At 68.8% G+C, this 14,947-nt stretch carries 14 protein-coding genes; 8 read left to right on the top strand and 6 right to left on the bottom strand.

Annotated features, from left to right (window positions below; translation table 11 throughout):
- Positions 1 to 580 precede the first annotated feature (580 nt).
- Entirely contained in the window at positions 581 to 2,101 is a 1,521-nt protein-coding gene (locus ACFFNX_RS23675; protein ID WP_378206198.1) for an MFS transporter, read from the top strand.
- A 205-nt stretch (positions 2,102 to 2,306) separates the two neighbouring features.
- Here ACFFNX_RS23675 and ACFFNX_RS23670 read toward each other — a convergent pair whose 3' ends face one another.
- From ACFFNX_RS23670 to ACFFNX_RS23660, 3 genes are all read right to left on the bottom strand, one after another.
- Positions 2,307 to 3,722 carry a non-oxidative hydroxyarylic acid decarboxylases subunit C gene (locus ACFFNX_RS23670; RefSeq protein WP_378206196.1) on the bottom strand — a complete coding sequence of 472 codons (1,416 nt, stop codon included), beginning with the start codon at positions 3,720 to 3,722 and terminating at the stop codon, positions 2,307 to 2,309.
- 41 nt (positions 3,723 to 3,763) lie between these two features.
- On the bottom strand, positions 3,764 to 3,988 hold the full coding sequence (locus tag ACFFNX_RS23665; protein WP_378206193.1) for a hypothetical protein: 225 nt from the start codon (positions 3,986 to 3,988) through the stop codon (positions 3,764 to 3,766).
- A 252-nt stretch (positions 3,989 to 4,240) separates the two neighbouring features.
- The gene (locus ACFFNX_RS23660; RefSeq protein WP_378206190.1) at positions 4,241 to 4,705 is read right to left on the bottom strand and encodes a hypothetical protein; all 465 of its coding nucleotides are present in this window, start codon (positions 4,703 to 4,705) and stop codon (positions 4,241 to 4,243) included.
- A gap of 288 nt (positions 4,706 to 4,993) precedes the next feature.
- Between ACFFNX_RS23660 and ACFFNX_RS23655 the strand changes: the two genes are divergently transcribed.
- Positions 4,994 to 6,160: a hypothetical protein gene (locus ACFFNX_RS23655; protein ID WP_378206187.1), complete on the top strand. Its 1,167-nt coding sequence runs from the start codon at positions 4,994 to 4,996 to the stop codon at positions 6,158 to 6,160.
- A 22-nt stretch (positions 6,161 to 6,182) separates the two neighbouring features.
- Here ACFFNX_RS23655 and ACFFNX_RS23650 read toward each other — a convergent pair whose 3' ends face one another.
- The 3 genes from ACFFNX_RS23650 to ACFFNX_RS23640 form a co-directional block, all read right to left on the bottom strand.
- Positions 6,183 to 7,655 carry an acyl-CoA synthetase gene (locus ACFFNX_RS23650; RefSeq protein ID WP_378206184.1) on the bottom strand — a complete coding sequence of 491 codons (1,473 nt, stop codon included), beginning with the start codon at positions 7,653 to 7,655 and terminating at the stop codon, positions 6,183 to 6,185.
- Positions 7,656 to 7,815: 160 nt separating this feature from the next.
- Positions 7,816 to 8,199, bottom strand: coding sequence for a hypothetical protein (locus ACFFNX_RS23645; RefSeq protein WP_378206181.1), 384 nt, complete (start codon positions 8,197 to 8,199; stop codon positions 7,816 to 7,818).
- A gap of 71 nt (positions 8,200 to 8,270) precedes the next feature.
- Positions 8,271 to 9,188, bottom strand: a complete 918-nt coding sequence (locus ACFFNX_RS23640; protein ID WP_378206178.1) for a LysR family transcriptional regulator — start codon at positions 9,186 to 9,188, stop codon at positions 8,271 to 8,273.
- A gap of 71 nt (positions 9,189 to 9,259) precedes the next feature.
- Between ACFFNX_RS23640 and ACFFNX_RS23635 the strand changes: the two genes are divergently transcribed.
- From ACFFNX_RS23635 to ACFFNX_RS23610, 6 genes are all read left to right on the top strand, one after another.
- Entirely contained in the window at positions 9,260 to 10,174 is a 915-nt protein-coding gene (locus ACFFNX_RS23635; RefSeq protein ID WP_378206174.1) for a DMT family transporter, read from the top strand.
- A gap of 185 nt (positions 10,175 to 10,359) precedes the next feature.
- Complete coding sequence (locus ACFFNX_RS23630; protein ID WP_378206171.1) at positions 10,360 to 11,364, top strand: LacI family DNA-binding transcriptional regulator; 1,005 nt, start codon at positions 10,360 to 10,362, stop codon at positions 11,362 to 11,364.
- The gene (locus tag ACFFNX_RS23625) at positions 11,361 to 12,275 is read left to right on the top strand and encodes a carbohydrate ABC transporter permease (protein WP_378206168.1); all 915 of its coding nucleotides are present in this window, start codon (positions 11,361 to 11,363) and stop codon (positions 12,273 to 12,275) included. Before ACFFNX_RS23630 ends, ACFFNX_RS23625 begins: the two co-directional genes overlap by 4 nt.
- Complete coding sequence (locus ACFFNX_RS23620; protein WP_378206165.1) at positions 12,272 to 13,111, top strand: carbohydrate ABC transporter permease; 840 nt, start codon at positions 12,272 to 12,274, stop codon at positions 13,109 to 13,111. The genes ACFFNX_RS23625 and ACFFNX_RS23620 overlap by 4 nt, the downstream gene beginning before the upstream one ends.
- A gap of 14 nt (positions 13,112 to 13,125) precedes the next feature.
- A complete protein-coding gene (locus ACFFNX_RS23615; RefSeq protein WP_378206162.1) occupies positions 13,126 to 14,427 on the top strand; it encodes an ABC transporter substrate-binding protein in 1,302 nt (433 codons plus the stop codon).
- 8 nt (positions 14,428 to 14,435) lie between these two features.
- On the top strand, positions 14,436 to 14,947 hold a 512-nt coding region (locus tag ACFFNX_RS23610), incomplete at its 3' end, for an ADP-ribosylglycohydrolase family protein (RefSeq protein ID WP_378206159.1).

The raw sequence follows: 14,947 nt of genomic DNA, 5'->3' as shown, positions 1-14,947 counted from the left end.
GCCCTCGGCCTCCATCTGCTCATCGTCCGTGGCCTTGCCGGCTTCTTTCTTGACTTTGCCCTTAATCTCCTCGGCTTTGTTGCGGGCTTTGTCGGCGGCGCTCATGGCTCTCTCCTTGTCGCTGAGAAGGCATCGTCAAATCAATTCGCGAATCGCTTGCGACTCGCGTCGGCCATTTTCTTCCTGCCCGCGATTTCGGGCTCCTAACGTGCGGCCGCCATTCGAGGCGCGACGGGCCCCCGCGCCCGGCGCCCGGCGCCGGCGGGGGGCGCCCTCCCGAGGCTCGTGCCGCTCCCGGGCGAGCCCCGTGACGCACCCGCCGAAGATCCCCGGCGCGTCCGTGCGGCGCACGGGACGCGGGCGTCCGGCGGTCGCGGGCCCGGAACGGGCCTTCTCGGGGTGATCGCCGTGAAGCGGCAATCTGGCGATCAGATCGTCTGGCTGGTCGCGAATGCGCATACGATACGACGGCTCAACAGCGAAATCACAAGAATTCCGCGCCTCCTATATACATGTTATGTATCTCCGCCTATGGTGATCGTCCTGTAACCCTATGGAAACAACACGAAGGAGGATGACGATGGCAGAGGCCCCCCCGCAGGCCATCGTTCGGAGTCTCGTGCCGGCGCGGATCGACCGGCTGCCCTGGTCTCGCTTCCACACCCGGATGATTCTTGCTCTCGGTGTGGCGTGGGTCCTGGACGGCCTGGAGATCCAGATCGCCAGCATCATCGGCCCCGTTCTCCAGCACACGAACACCCTTCATCTCTCGTCACAGGACGTCGGGTTCTCCGCGACGATCTATCTGATCGGTGAAGTGGTCGGAGCGCTGGTTTTCGGTCGGCTTTCCGACCGGTTCGGACGGCGTAAGCTGTTCGTCGCGACACTAGGGCTCTACCTCGTCGCGAACGGGCTCACCGCGTTCTCATTCAACTACGGGATCTTCCTGTTCTTCCGCTTCGTCGCTGGAATGGGAATCGGCGGCGAATACGCGGCGATCCATTCGGCGATCGACGAGCTCATTCCCGCGAAGTACCGCGGCCGGGTCGACCTTGCGGTCAGCGGCACCTACTGGTTCGGTGCGATCCTCGGCTCGCTCAGCGAGTACGTCCTGCTCAACCACTCCGTGTTCGGCGACAACATCGGCTGGCGAGTCGGCTTCTTCATCGGCCCGGTGCTGGGCCTGGCGATCTGGACGCTGCGCCGCACCCTTCCGGAGAGCCCGCGCTGGCAGCTGTCCCACGGCCAAGCGGATGAGGCCGAGGCGACGATCGCGCAGATCGAACGCGAGGTGGAGTCCTCCGGCAAGGAACTCACGCCGGTGGCCGAGGACCGCTACCTCGAGATCAAACCCCAGGAGTCGGTCTCGTTCCTGCAGGTCGCCAAGATCCTGTTCAAGCAGTACCCGACGCGGTCGCTGCTCGGCGCGACGCTGATGATCAGCCAGTCGTTCCTGTACAACGCGATCTTCTTCACCTACGGCCTCGTGCTCAAGCACTTCTACGGGGTCTCGGACCACAGCGTGGCGACGTACTTCTTCGCCTTCGCCGCGGGCAACCTGCTCGGGCCGCTGTTCCTCGGCCGGCTGTTCGACACGATCGGCCGCAAGCAGATGATCGCGAGCACCTACATCCTGTCCGGTGGCCTGCTCGCCTTCAGCGGCTACCTGTTCAAGATCGGCGCCCTGACCGCCACGAGCCAGACCGTGCTGTGGACGGTGATCTTCTTCATCGCCTCGGCCGCGGCCAGCTCCGGCTACCTGACCGTGAGCGAGATCTTCCCGATGGAGCTCCGCTCGCAGGCGATCGCCCTCTTCTTCGCGATCGCCCAGGTCTTCGGCGCCCTCGGCCCGACGGTCTTCGGTTCGCTGATCGGCGACCAGGACCACCCGAACCCGGGCCGTCTGTTCATCGCCTACCTGATATCGGCCGGGATCATGATCGTCGCCGGGGTGATCGCAGCGATCTTCGGAGTCAAGGCCGAAGGCGCGTCCCTGGAGGACATCGCGGCCCCCATCAGCTCGATCCGGTCGGCCGCCGGCAGTGTCAGCGAGAAGCTGGAGTCTGGGACCGGCTCCAGCAGTATCCCCTCGGTGACCTGACCTTCGCCGGCCCATCGAGAAAAGGCCCCCGCGCGCCTCGCCCCGCGCGGGGGTTCTCTCGTGCCCGGGTTGCTCGATGAGCAGGAGGTGGGCGGTCATCCCGGCGACGGCGACCGGCCGTTCAGCGGCGGATCGGGGCACGGCCGTCTCACACATCGCACACCGGCGAGCCGGTCGACGCTTTCGAACGCTCAGCGCGGGCAGATCATGAGTCTCCCTTCCCGGCGAGCATCGCGGTGAGCCTGGCGATCCACCGTGACGTCTCCGGCAGATCGCGGTCGCAGCCGCCGCGGAGGTCCGGAGTGGTGGCGTCGATGACGAGCTTGTCGGTGTTGCCGGGCGGCTCCGAGCCCGGGGCAAGTCCGAGGACCGGTATGGCGGGCAGCACGGCCAGGTCGATCGCCGGGTCGACCTTCGTGGACAGCGCCCACATCACCTGCGGCAGGTCGAACGGGTCGACGTCCTCGCCGACCATGATGACCAGCTTGCAGCGGCCGAGGCCGTACGGTGTGGTCATGGCGCGCGTGCCGACCGCGCGGGCGAAGCCGCCGTAGCGCCTCTCAGTCGAGATGATCGCCAGCAGGCCGTGGCCGTACATCGCGTTGACCGCCCGTACCTCGGGGAACTCCGCCTTGAGCTGACGGTGGAGCGGTACGCACGTGGCCGGCCCGGTCAGGTGGTCGATCTCGGTCCACGGCATGCCGAGGTGGAGCGCCTCGAAGATCGGGTCGTCGCGGTGGGAGATCCGCTCGACGCGGATCACGGGCATCCGGCGGCCGCCCGGGCGGTGGCCGGCGAACTCGCCGAACGGGCCCTCGAACTCCCGCGTGCGCGCCTCGACGACGCCCTCCAGGATCACCTCGCTGCCCCAGGGCACGTCCAGGCCGGTGAGCGGGGCGGATGCGATGGGCGCCGGCGCGCCGCGCAGCGCCCCGGCCAGGCGATACTCCGACTCCTCGTACCCCAGCGGCGCGCCGGCGACGATGGAGATGACCGGCTCGTTGCCCAGGGCGATCGCGACCGGCAGGTCCTGGCCGCGTTCTTCGGCCTTGCGCAGGTGGACGGCGATGTCGTGCACGGGCACCGGCTGCAGGCCGAGCCGGTTACGGCCCTTGACCCGCATGCGGCACGTGCCGACGTTCTGCCGGCCGAAGTCGCCGGGCGCCTCGGGGTCGCGGGAGACCACGGCGGCCTTGTCGAGGTGGCAGCCACCGTCACCGTCGTTCCGCCGGAACAGCGGCAGCACCGCGAACAGGTCGACGTCGCCGCCCGTCACGGTGTTGCGCGCCCAGGGCGGTGCCGGCCGCCGCTCGGGCTCGACCGGCACCTCGTCCCAGCGCCGGATGAGCTCCTGGACCTGGTCCTTCACGGAGGTGTCCGGCGGCAGGCCGAGCGCGATGGCGTGGTCGGCCCACGAGCCGTGCACGTTCATGGCGATCCGCGCGCCGGTGAAGCCGGTGACCTTGTTGAAGTACAGCGCCGGAGCGTCCTCGCCGATCCGGCAGGCGGCGTCGGCCGCGGCGGCCAGGTCCGGCTCGGGCGCCACCTCCTCGGTGACACGCAGCAACCGGCGCCGCCGGTCCAGCTCGTCGAGGAACGAGCGGAGGTCGTCATAGGCCACCGGACCCCCACTCCGCCCGGCGTGACGGCCCGCCGCCGCGGTCAGCGGCCGCGGTCACGGCGCGCCGGCGTCTGCGCCCCGGTCCACGCGTGGTGGTCCGTCCGGCCGAGTCCGATGAAGGGCACGACGACCATGCCCCACGCCGGGTGGCCGCCGGACACCATCGGGGCGGTCAGGCCCTCCGTGAGCGCGGACAGCACGTACCGCGCCATCCGCGTCCCACCGGCCCCGGTCACGGCCAACGTGAGCCTGCGCTGCTCACCCATGTGCGCATCCCTACCCGGCCACCAGCCGGTCAGCGTAGCCTTTGCCCAGTTCAGACGCTGTCCAGGTGGCACCGAGGGCGATCAGCCCGGCGCTACCGGACGGGGTCGCCCTCCGGTTCGGGCTGCCACGCCATGCCGGGTACGACGAGCAGGCCGCCGGTGACCGGGTCCGGGACGACGACGGACGCCAGGCCGAACACCTCCTGGACCAGCTCCGCGGGAGGGGCCGTATCTGCGGTGGGCTACCTGCTCCTACTGGCACCACACATCGGGGATGGCGCTGCCTGAGGCGGTGTTCAAGTTTCCTTGCCACTGCCACCCCATCGTCGAGGTGCCCTCCAGCCGCCCGTAAATCCAAATGTTTCCGGCGGAGTTTTGATATGCGCACCATTCGTAGAAGTGGAGGCTTATGGGGACGTCCACCTCGCCGCCACAGTTGGTGTTGGGCCCATTGTAGAGCTCGCCCTTGCCCGACTTGAAGGTATAATTCTTATCAGAATAGTTGTGCGTGTTCGTGAAGCTGCAGTCCGAGGCGGCATGTGCGGTGCCGACTCCGGTCATTACGAGCCCCGCCGAAAGCGTCGCGGTGGCGCCGAAGAGTGCCGCGGCCTTTTTCTGAAGTTTCAAGTTCTCTCCTGTTTGCTCCGACAATTCTTCGGGATCAGAGCGAGAATTGACGGCTTGCGGGGTCGGCCAGTATCGATCGGGACCGTTCATCCGACACGACTTGCTCGAAGCCTGCCACCGGCGTTGTTTCGAGACAAGCGAGTAATTCTTAAACGTCGTCAAGATTTACTACAGCGTCAGGTCGCGGAATTTCTCTCGGCCGTCCGGCCCGAGCCGGTGCCTGGGCCGGCCCCGGATTGGGGTACGGGCCGCTTGGACGTACCCGCGGACGGTTCGCCGGTCGGCCCGGGGTTGATCGGTGTTTCATCGGGATTTCATCGGTCATCGGCAGCATCCTTCGCAAGTCGACAAGGCCGTCACGGAAGCTGCATCGTGCCCATGGCAAAGTATGGGATCTTCGAGAAGGCGGTGCAGGGCTTTCTGCGATTCCCCGCGACGAAGCGTGCCGCAGAGGACATCAGTGTCAGCCCCGCCGAAATGATCCGTGGCGCCGTCAAGGCCCAGAAGAGAATCGACGAAGAGACGAGTCGGATCGAGGCCGCCGCGCCGAAGGCCGTCGACCAGACCGAACTGTTGCGGCAGCAGATCCGTGACGCCGCCGATTCCCAGACGAAGATAGGCAGGGAGGCGTGGCGCGTGGACGTGCAAAACGCGGCGTCCAGGGCCGCCTTCGACCCCGGCTTCCAGCACACCGAGCTCGAACGGGTTCTCGACGCCCTCACGGAGCGCTCTGCTCCGATTCCCCTCCACCCCATCGCGGACGCGGAAATAAAGAAGATGCTCGCCACCCCTGCGGGTATCAGGGAGGCGACGAACCTGTATCTCGACCCTGCCGCCATGAAAGAGTGGCAGACGCGGCTTCTTCAGAAGCAGATCGACGAGAAGGTCCTGGCGGCTCAGGAAAAACTCGGCCCGACCATTAAGGCCGCCGCTTACGGTAGACGTCTCGATGAAATTCAACAGGCCGCCGAAGAGCTGGATCTGCAGGCCGAGAGGGCGTACCAGAAGGCATCTCTCGAACAGGCGCCGGGCGAGACCATTCCTTTTCGATGCAAGAACGAAATGCTGGGGTGGTACCACGGTGGGTCCTGGCAGAACTCCGAGCACTGGCTGTCGGGTAAGGAGCGAGACGACCTCGCGCGGCTGGGCGTGGAGGCTGGTGAGATAGAAACCATGCTGCATCACCTGCCCATCGACGTCGGTGAAGAGGAAAAGGCCTTCCGGCTGTTGGCCGATGCGACCGATATCGCAGACCACGACCCCGGTCTGGCCCTGGATACGTCGAAGCTCGACGAAATCCGAAGGCTCTGCCCGCAGAGATCAACAACATATCCGCATAAACCCGATAATTCCACGCAAATAACGCAAATTTCGGAGCACGCTCTGCGGCCGAGGATCCTGTTCGATATCTTCGGGCGTATCGAGGTGATCGAGCTCCCCGATGGGGCCAGTGTTGAGCGCCCCCTGAGCACGACGGTCGGCTGGGTGACCCGGTGGGAGAAAGGCGCCTCGTTCCCGTTCTGGCCCGAGCGACCGAGCGGATGACGCCCGATCAGTGGCGCGCGCTTTAGCGGGCACCGCCGTACATCGCGCGCAACGGCGCCTTGAGGATCTTGCCGGTGCCGTTGCGGGGGATCGCGTCGGTGAAGACGACCGAGGTCGGGAGCTTGTAGCGGGCGAGGCGGCCCGCGAGTGAGCCGAGGAGGCGCTCGGCGGTCAGGCCCGAGCCCTCGCGCGGGACCACGATGGCGCGGCCGGTCTCGCCCCAGCGCTCGTCCGGTACGCCGATGACCGCGCACTCCACGACGTCCGGGTCGGCGAGGAGGGCGTTCTCCACCTCGGCCGGGTAGACGTTCTCGCCGCCGGAGATGATCACGTCCTTGATCCGGTCGACGATGTAGGCGTAGCCGTCGGGGTCCAGCCGCGCCGCGTCGCCCGTACGGAACCAGCCGTCCGTGAAGGTGCGCGCCGTCTCCTCGGGCAGTCCCCAGTAGCCGGACATGACGTGCGGCCCCTTGACGACGACCTCGCCGGTCTCACCCGGCGACATCTCGTCCAGGCCGCCGGGGCCGACCACCTTCACGTCGGTGAAGAAGTGCGGTACGCCCGCCGAGCCGGCCTTGGACACCGCGTGCGCCGCGTCGAGGAACAGGGTGCCGGGCGCCGCCTCGGTCATGCCGTACCCCTGGAGGAAGGTCAGTCCGCGCTCCTGGTACGTCGCGATGAGCGAGGGCGGTACGGGCGCTCCGCCGCAGGTCAGCAGGCGCAGTGACGACAGGTCCGCCTCTGCCCAGCGAGGTGAACGCGCCACCGCCTGGAACATCGCCGGCACACCGAACATGAAAGTGACGCGGTGCCGTTCGATCAGGTCGAAGGTGGCGTCCGGGTCGAACCCGGCGGTCAGCACGCAGGTGCCGCCCTTGAGCAGCACCGGCAGCGTCAGCATGTTCAGCCCCGCCGTGTGGAACAGCGGCGCGGACACCAGCGCGACCTCGCGGGCGATCAGGTCGTGGTCGATCAGGACGTTGACGGCGTTCCAGGTGATGTTGCCGTGGGTGAGGACCGCGCCCTTGGGGCGTCCGGTGGTGCCGGACGTGTACATGATCATGCAGGGGTCGTCGAGCGCGACCGGCACGTCGATCGGCTCGTCCGCGGCCGGCAGCCGGTCGAGTTCCTCCCGCGCGATCTTGGTCACCGGGAGGTCGTCCGCGGGCTGCGAGTGGATCAGCACTGAGGCACCGGAGTCGGCGAGCTGGTAGGTGAGCTCCGGCCCGGTCAGCCGGGCGTTGAGCGGGACGAACACCCCGCCGAGCATTCCGGTGGCGAACAGCGTCTCCAGGAACGACGGATGGTTGAAGCCCAGGTAGGCGACCCGGTCACCGGGCCCGACCCCGGCGCGGCGCAGCGCGTGCGCGAGCCGGACCACCCGTTCGCGCAACTCCGCGTACGTCATCGGCCTGTCCTCGTGGACGAGGGCGACGGCCTCCGGGGTCTTGCGCGCGCGCCGTACCGGCCACGAGCCGAGTCCCTGGTCGCGCATTCAGGACCTCCTTGCCGGGGGGATCGTCAGGAGGTGACCTGGAGCAAATTAGGTCGATCTTCGGCGACAGTCAACGGTTCTGCCCGGAGTCGGCCGCTACGTGCGAACGGCCTGGTTCGCGTGATGGCGAACCAGGCCGTTTCCCGTCGATCGAAGACGGTCAGAAGTCGAACTCGACGGTGAGTGTGTTGTCGCTGAAGTACTTGGTGGCGACGGCCAGCCACTGCCCATTGACGTTTCGGTAGCCCACTGCCTCGTCGCTGTCCACACCGCTCAGAACGGCGCTCCAGCAACCACCCGGCGGCTCGATGTAGGACGAGAAGCCGCCGCGGTACGGGAACGACACATACTCGTCATGCGGGTCGATGTTCCCGCTGACGTTGCAGAATCGGAAATTCGCGCCGGCCGCCTGCGCCGCCGACGGGACCAGCGTAGATGCGAGAATCCCGGCTGCGGTCAGCCCCAGAAGCGCCTTGGTGCGAGCACCCATAATGCCGTTTTCCCTTCTTGGCATTGGAAAAATCGTCGGTTTCGAACCGCTCACTTCGGCATACGGGAGAAGCGCCGCAACGGTTCAGCGCGGAAGGGATTCTCCCCGCCGCGAATTCCTGGAGTTCAACCCGCTTCCGTGCCGACCCGGCGGAGCGTGTCGAGGACCAGGCGCAGGTGGGGCAGGCGGGCGTCGCCGGTCCGGGTCAGGGCCGACACCGTACGGGTGACCGGGCGGTCGAGCGGGTGCAGGCTCACGTCGCCGACGTCGGCGGGCAGCGCCATGCGGGGGATCAGGGCGACACCGGCGTCGGCGGCGACCAAAGCGGTCAGCACGGAGAAGTCGCTCGCGACCGCGACGGGGTGGGGGACGAACCCCGCGGCGCCGCAGGCCCGCATGCCCAACTCGTGACAGGAGGTATCCGGGCCCGGCAGCAGCCAATCGTCTTCGGCGAAGACGGCGAGGTCCGCGTCCTGTCCGGGCGCCAGGCCGTGTCGTGCGGCGCGGTCCGGGGACACGGCGAGCAGGACCGGCTCGTCCATCAGGTGATGCCGCTCGCAGCCGTTCGGCAGGTCGCGGGGGACCAGGCTGTAGGCGTGCACGACCGCGAGGTCGGCGTCGCCGGCGCGCAGGGACTCGGTGGCCGGGCCGGGTTCACACTCGGCGATCCGCAGGTCCGGTGACGCCGCGTCGTCTCGGGCCAGCGCCCGCCAGACCCGGGGCATCAGCACCCGGGCCGCCGAGGGGAACACCGCGACGCGGGCCAGCCCGCGCCCGCCGCAGCGCAGGGCCCGCAGGTCGGCGTCGACGGTGGCGAGGTGGCCGAGGATGACCTCGGCGTGGTCGACCAGAAGCCGTCCGGCGGCGGTGAGCCGGAGAGTGCGGCCGTGCCTCTCCAGCAGCGGGACGCCCGCCTCGCGCTCCAGCGCGGCGAGTTGCTGGGACACGGCCGGGCCGCTGAGGTGCAGGGCGTCGGCCGTGGCGGTCACGGTGCCGTGGACTCGCAGGTCACGGAGCAGGCGCAGGTGCCGTACGTCCAACATGAAGCTCGTCTTCCCAAAACACGAAGAAACAGTAACTGGATCTTCTCAATGCTAGTGGCGACGCTGGAGGCGTGAACACCCGCCTTCCCGCGCTCGTCACGACCGTCGTCCTGTGGGCATCGGCGTTCCCCGCCATCCGGGTCGGTCTCGACGGACTCGGCGTCGCCGGCCTGTCCCTGCTGCGGCTGGCCGTCGCCTCCCTCGCGTTGACCGCGGTGACCCCGCTGACGAAGGTCCGTCGGCCGCGGGCGCGCGACCTGCCCCGGATCGCCGTCTGCGGTGCGTCCGGGATGAGCGCGTACCAGATCCTGCTCAACTGGGGTGAGGTTCACGTCCCGGCCGGCACGGCCAGCCTCCTCGTCGCGCTCGCCCCGGTCTGCAGTGTCCTGCTCGCGACCGTGTTCCTCGGCGAACGCCTCACCGCCGCCATCGTCGTCGGCAGCGCCCTCGCCCTCGCCGGCGCCGCGGTCATCGCCGTCGCCGGCGGCTCGACCGGGTTCTCGGCCGGAGCGCTGGTCGTGCTCGCCGCGGCCGTCGTCCAGGGCGTCTACCACGTCGCGACCAAGCCGCTCCTGCGCCGCCACACCGGCGTCGAGGTCGCCTGCTACAGCATGTGGACCGGCACGCTCTTCCTGCTGCCGCTCGCGCCCGCCGCCGTACGGGGCCTGGCCGTGGCACCCGCGTCCGCGTCGGCGTCCGCGGTCTATCTCGGCCTGCTGCCGTCCGCGCTGGGCTTCGTCACCTGGGGTCATGCGGTCGCCCGCTACTCCATCGCCACGTCCACCGGCGCCCTGTACCTCGTGCCGCCCGTCGCCCTGGCGGTCTCCTTCGTCTGGCTGGGGGAGACGCCCGGACCGATCCCGCTGCTCGGCGGCCTGATCGGCATGGCGGGCGTCGCCCTCATCAACCGGCGTGCGCCGGCGTCGGCTCAGGTCGCGGGCACGAAGCGGCGTTGGGAGCCCCGGCCGTCCAGGCGGAACGCGTAGTCGTCGGCCCGCCCGGCAGGGAGCTTATTCGCATACCCCACTTGACGTGGAGGTTTCTGGACGGTTTCATACTCCTCACTCCCGAAGGCGTTGCCCAGCTCGCGCCTTTCCCTCACCTGTAAACGTTTACGGCCGTCCGATGTGACAGCAGTAAACGTTTACGGAGAACCCGACTGGAGGTGGTCATGCGTCAAGGACCGACGATCACGACCATCGCCGAGCGTGCCGGCGTCTCGATCGCCTCGGTGTCGCGGGTCCTGAACGGGCTGCCCACCAGCGAGGCGACCGTACGCGCCGTGCGAGTCGCCGCCGAGGAGCTCGGTTACGTCCCCAACTCCGTGGCGCGGTCGCTGAAGTCGAGCCGGACGAACCAGGTCGCGTTCGCCATGGCGGACATCGGCAACCCGACGTACGTGGCGATGGTCCGGGCGATGCAGCCGGTGCTGAAGGACGCGGGCGTCCGCCTCATCCTCCACTCCACCGACGCCGACATCGACGACGAGCTGGACGTGCTGCGCCGGCTCGGCGAGCGGTACGCCGACGGCCTCATCATCAGCCCGATCCGCATGACCGAGCGGCACCTGGAGGCGTTCGCCGAGGCGCGGGCCCCGGTCGTGGTCATCGGCTCGGTGCCCGACGGAACGCCCGTCGACAACGTACGGGCCGACTCGCGCACCGGGATTCGGCTCGCCCTGGACCACCTGTACGGGCTGGGGCGGCGACGCATCAGTTTCGTCAACGGCCCCCTCGACACGGTGCCGGGCGCCGCGCGGGCCCGCGCGTACGCCGACGCGCTGACCGAGCTGGGCCTGCCGCACGACCCGGCGCTCATCGAGATCGGTGACTTCTACCGGAAGGACGGCGCCGCCGCCACCCGCCGGCTCCTCGCGCGGACCCGGCCGGACGCCCTCATGTGCGCCAACGACCTGATCGCCCTCGGCGCGCTGGACGTGCTGCGCGCGGAGGGACTGAGAGTGCCCGAGGACATCGCCGTGGTCGGCACCGACGACACCGACCTGGCACCGGTGGCCTGGCCTGCGCTCACCAGCGTCGCGCTCGGGTCGGCCGAACGCGGTCGCCGCGCGGCCGAGCTGATGCTCGACCGTCTCGACGACGGCGACGCCGAGCCCCGGGTCGTCACGGTCGAACCCCGCCTGATCGTCCGCGGATCGACGAAGGGGATCTCATGACAGCCGTCGAGGCCACCGTCCGCGGCCGGGCCGTGCGTGCCCGCCCCGCCGACCGCGGCGTCTCGCTCCTTCTGCTCCCGGCGCTCATCCCGGTGCTGGTCTTCAGCCTGGGCCCGCTCCTGTACGGGATCTATCTGTCCTTCACGGACGCGCGCGGTGGCCGCAACGCGGTCATCTCGTTCGTGGGGCTGAAGAACTTCGGCGAGGTGCTGACCGACGGGGACTTCTGGTCCTCGTTCAAGATCGGACTGATCTGGGCGGTCAGCGTCACGGTCCTGCAGTTCGCCGCCGCGCTGGGACTCGCCCTGCTGCTCAACTCCGACCTGCGGTTCCGCGGGTTCACCCGGGCGCTCGCGATGGCGCCGTGGGCGATGCCGCCGATCGTGATCGGCCTGATGTGGCGGCTCGTCTACCACCCGAACGCCGGCATCCTCAACGAGACGCTGCGCGACGCGCACGTCATCGGCCACAACGTCGACTGGCTGAACAACTTCGGCACCGCGCTACCGGCGATCATCGTCGTCGGCGTGTGGACCGGAATGCCGCAGACCACCGTGGTCCTGCTGGCCGGCCTGCAGGGCGTGGCGTCGGAACTGCACGAGGCCGCGGCCGTGGACGGCGCCGGAGTGTGGCGGCGCTTCTGGAGCATCACGCTGCCCCAGCTCCGCCCCGTGATCATCGCGATCACCTCGCTCGACTTCGTGTGGAACATCAACCAGTTCGCCATGGTCTACGCGCTGACGCAGGGCGGTCCGGGCGGGCGTACGCGGCTACCGATGCTCTTCGCGTACGAGGAGGCGTTCCGCTACGGGTTCTTCGGGTACGCGGCGGCGCTCGGTGTCGCGATCACCATCGTCGTGCTCGCCGTGCTCGGCCTCTATCTCTGGCGCCAGATGAGGGAGAACGCATGAGCGCCATCACGAACACCAGAACGCGTCCGCTCAAGTACCTCGGGCTGCTCGGCTACCTGGTCTTCCTGGCGTTCCCGCTGCTGTGGCTGCTGTCGACGTCGTTCAAGACCCAGCGCGAGATGGCGAACCTGCATCCGCGCTGGATCCCGCACCATCCGACCCTGAGCAACTTCACCGACGCGTTCTCCACCCAGGACATCACCGGCAGCGCGCTGCGCAGCCTGGTCGTCGCCCTCTCCGTGTCGGTCATCACGGTCGCGCTCGCGCTGCCCGCGGCGTACGCGCTGGCGCGGCACCGGTCGTTCCTGAACCGGGTGGCGATCGGGTGGGTGCTGGTCAGCCAGGTGTTCCCGGTGATGCTGATCGTCATCCCGCTGTTCATGATCCTGCGGCGGCTGGACCTGGTGAACACCCTGCCGGGGCTGATCCTCGTGCACGTGACGTTCACCCTGCCCTTCGCGCTGTGGATGCTCCAGGGGTACGTCCGCGCCGTGCCCCGTGAGGTCGAGGAGGCGGCGGCCGTCGACGGCGCCGGGCGGGTGCGCACGCTCGTCCAGGTCATCGCCCCGCTGCTGACTCCCGGCGTGATCGCCACGCTGCTGTTCGCCTTCATCTCCTCGTGGAACGAGTTCTTCTTCGCGCTCGTGATCCTCAAGGACCCCGACAAGGCGACCCTGCCGCTCACACTCGTGAAGTTCACCGGAGCCGAACAGGCCGCCCGGCTGGGGCCGCTGGCGGCGGCCTCGGTGCTGGCGACCATCCCCAGCCTCGTGTTCTTCGCCGTCATCCAACGTCGGCTCCGCTCGGGCCTCACCGCCGGTGCCGTGAAGGGTTAATCAGGAGGTTGCCCATGCGTCGTCTTCGTTCCGTGGTCGCGGTCGCCGCGGCCGCCGTGATCGGGCTGGCCGCCGGCTGTTCCGGCGGCGGCAGCGACTCCGGTAAGCCGGTCAAGCTGAAGTTCCTCAGCCTGGCCTGGCAGAAGGACTCACTCGCGGCGAACAAACGCCTCGTCGCCGAGTGGAACAAGGAGAATCCCAAGATCCAGGTGCAGTACGTCCAGGGCAGCTGGGACAACGTCAACGACCAGCTCGTCACGTCCTTCGAGGGCGGCGACCCGCCGGACGTGATCCACGACGACGCCTCGGCGCTGGCCGGGTTCGCCGGCCAGGGTTACCTGACCGACCTGACCAAGCTGCTCCCCGCCACGCTGAAGAACGACATCCCGCAGCAGGCCTGGGGCACCGCGACGTTCGCCGGACAGGGCGGCGGTGACCAGGGGATCTACGGCGTGCCGTTCCTCCTGGAGTCGCAGGTCGTCCTGGCCAACAAGAAGATGCTCGACGACGCCGGGATCAAGGTGCCGACGGCCGACGCGCCCTGGACCTGGGACCAGTTCCAGCAGATCTCCAAGAAACTCACGACCGGCAAGCGCTTCGGCGTCGCCTGGGCGCTGAAGGCGCCGGTGAACCGCGTGCTCAACCTCGCGTTGAACTATGGCGGCACGTTCTTCCAGACCTCGGGCGGCAAGACGACGGTCAAGGTCGGCCCGCAGGAGCGCGAGGTGCTCCAGCGGATCCACGACCAGCTCTACAAGGACAAGAGCGCCGACCCCTCGGCGCTGGGCATGGGCACCGCCGACCCGCTGCCGGGCTTCTACGCGGGCAAGTACGCCATGCTCCCGGCGAGCATCTACATGCGCCAGCAGGTCGTCGAGCAGGCGCCGAAGAACTTCCAGTGGGTCACGATCCCGCCGCTGAAGGGCCAGACCACCCAGCAGGGCGCGATCTCCCAGACGCTGTCCATCGCCGCCGACAGCAAGCACCCGAAGGAGGCGATGAAGTTCATCAGCTGGTTCCTGAACGGGCAGCACCAGGTGGAGCTGGCCAAGGGCGACTGGCTGATCCCGACGAGCCAGACGGCCGCCAAGGACCCGTCGCTGACCACCTCCAAGGACGGCTGGGACGTCGCCACCGCCTCGGCGAAGAGCCTCATCCTCGCCCCGTACCTGAAGGTCGACGGCTACGACGAGTTCAAGACCAAGGTCGCCACCCCGGCGCTCCAGTCCTACTTCGCCAACAAGATCAGCATTGATCAGCTGGCGCAGAAGCTGACCGGCGACGGGGACAAGGTCCTGGCGAGATACCAGCATTGAGCGGCCAGATGACGATCACGGATCGCGCTCGGGGGTGTCTGCTCGGCCTGGCGGCCGGCGACGCCCTCGGGCGCCCCGCCGAGAACCTCACCCCCGAGGAGATCACCCGGCGGTGGGGCCGGCTGACCGAGCTGGAGCCCGGCCCGGACGGCGTCGCGGCGGGCACCGACGACACCGAGTACGCGATCTTCGTCGGCCTGCTGCTGGAGACGTACGGATCGGCGCTCACCAGCGAGGACGTGGCCCGCACGTATCGGGAGCAGATCCTGCCGATCACCGGCCCGATGAAGGGCGCGGGCTTCTCCGAGCTCGGCACGGTCGAGGCGCTCCGCCGCGGTTTGGAGCCGCCGCTGACCGGGCTCTGGCACCGGCACGGCTGGTCCGACGGACTGGCGATGCGCTCCGCGTCCTACGGGGTGTTCGCCGCCGGCGACCCGGCCGAGGCGGCGCGCCTCGCGGCGGTCGACGGCGCGGTCAGCCAGAGCGGCGAGGGAGTGTACGGCGGCCGGGCGGTCGCGGC

Origin of the sequence: Actinoallomurus acaciae (genome assembly GCF_042429965.1) — a bacterium.
Taxonomy (GTDB): domain Bacteria; phylum Actinomycetota; class Actinomycetes; order Streptosporangiales; family Streptosporangiaceae; genus Actinoallomurus; species Actinoallomurus acaciae.
Note: the sequence above shows the minus strand (reverse complement) of the source record. Positions and strands in the feature narration are given on the sequence as shown.

What these genes read in the sequence shown, in the direction of transcription:
- ACFFNX_RS23675 (WP_378206198.1), top strand. Translation starts at nt 581, where the DNA reads ATGGCAGAGGCCCCCCCGCAGGCCATCGTTCGGAGTCTCGTGCCGGCG.
- ACFFNX_RS23665 (WP_378206193.1), bottom strand. Translation starts at nt 3,988, where the DNA reads ATGGGTGAGCAGCGCAGGCTCACGTTGGCCGTGACCGGGGCCGGTGGG.
- ACFFNX_RS23660 (WP_378206190.1), bottom strand. Translation starts at nt 4,705, where the DNA reads ATGAACGGTCCCGATCGATACTGGCCGACCCCGCAAGCCGTCAATTCT.
- ACFFNX_RS23655 (WP_378206187.1), top strand. Translation starts at nt 4,994, where the DNA reads ATGGCAAAGTATGGGATCTTCGAGAAGGCGGTGCAGGGCTTTCTGCGA.
- ACFFNX_RS23650 (WP_378206184.1), bottom strand. Translation starts at nt 7,655, where the DNA reads ATGCGCGACCAGGGACTCGGCTCGTGGCCGGTACGGCGCGCGCGCAAG.
- ACFFNX_RS23640 (WP_378206178.1), bottom strand. Translation starts at nt 9,188, where the DNA reads ATGTTGGACGTACGGCACCTGCGCCTGCTCCGTGACCTGCGAGTCCAC.
- ACFFNX_RS23630 (WP_378206171.1), top strand. Translation starts at nt 10,360, where the DNA reads ATGCGTCAAGGACCGACGATCACGACCATCGCCGAGCGTGCCGGCGTC.
- ACFFNX_RS23625 (WP_378206168.1), top strand. Translation starts at nt 11,361, where the DNA reads ATGACAGCCGTCGAGGCCACCGTCCGCGGCCGGGCCGTGCGTGCCCGC.
- ACFFNX_RS23620 (WP_378206165.1), top strand. Translation starts at nt 12,272, where the DNA reads ATGAGCGCCATCACGAACACCAGAACGCGTCCGCTCAAGTACCTCGGG.
- ACFFNX_RS23615 (WP_378206162.1), top strand. Translation starts at nt 13,126, where the DNA reads ATGCGTCGTCTTCGTTCCGTGGTCGCGGTCGCCGCGGCCGCCGTGATC.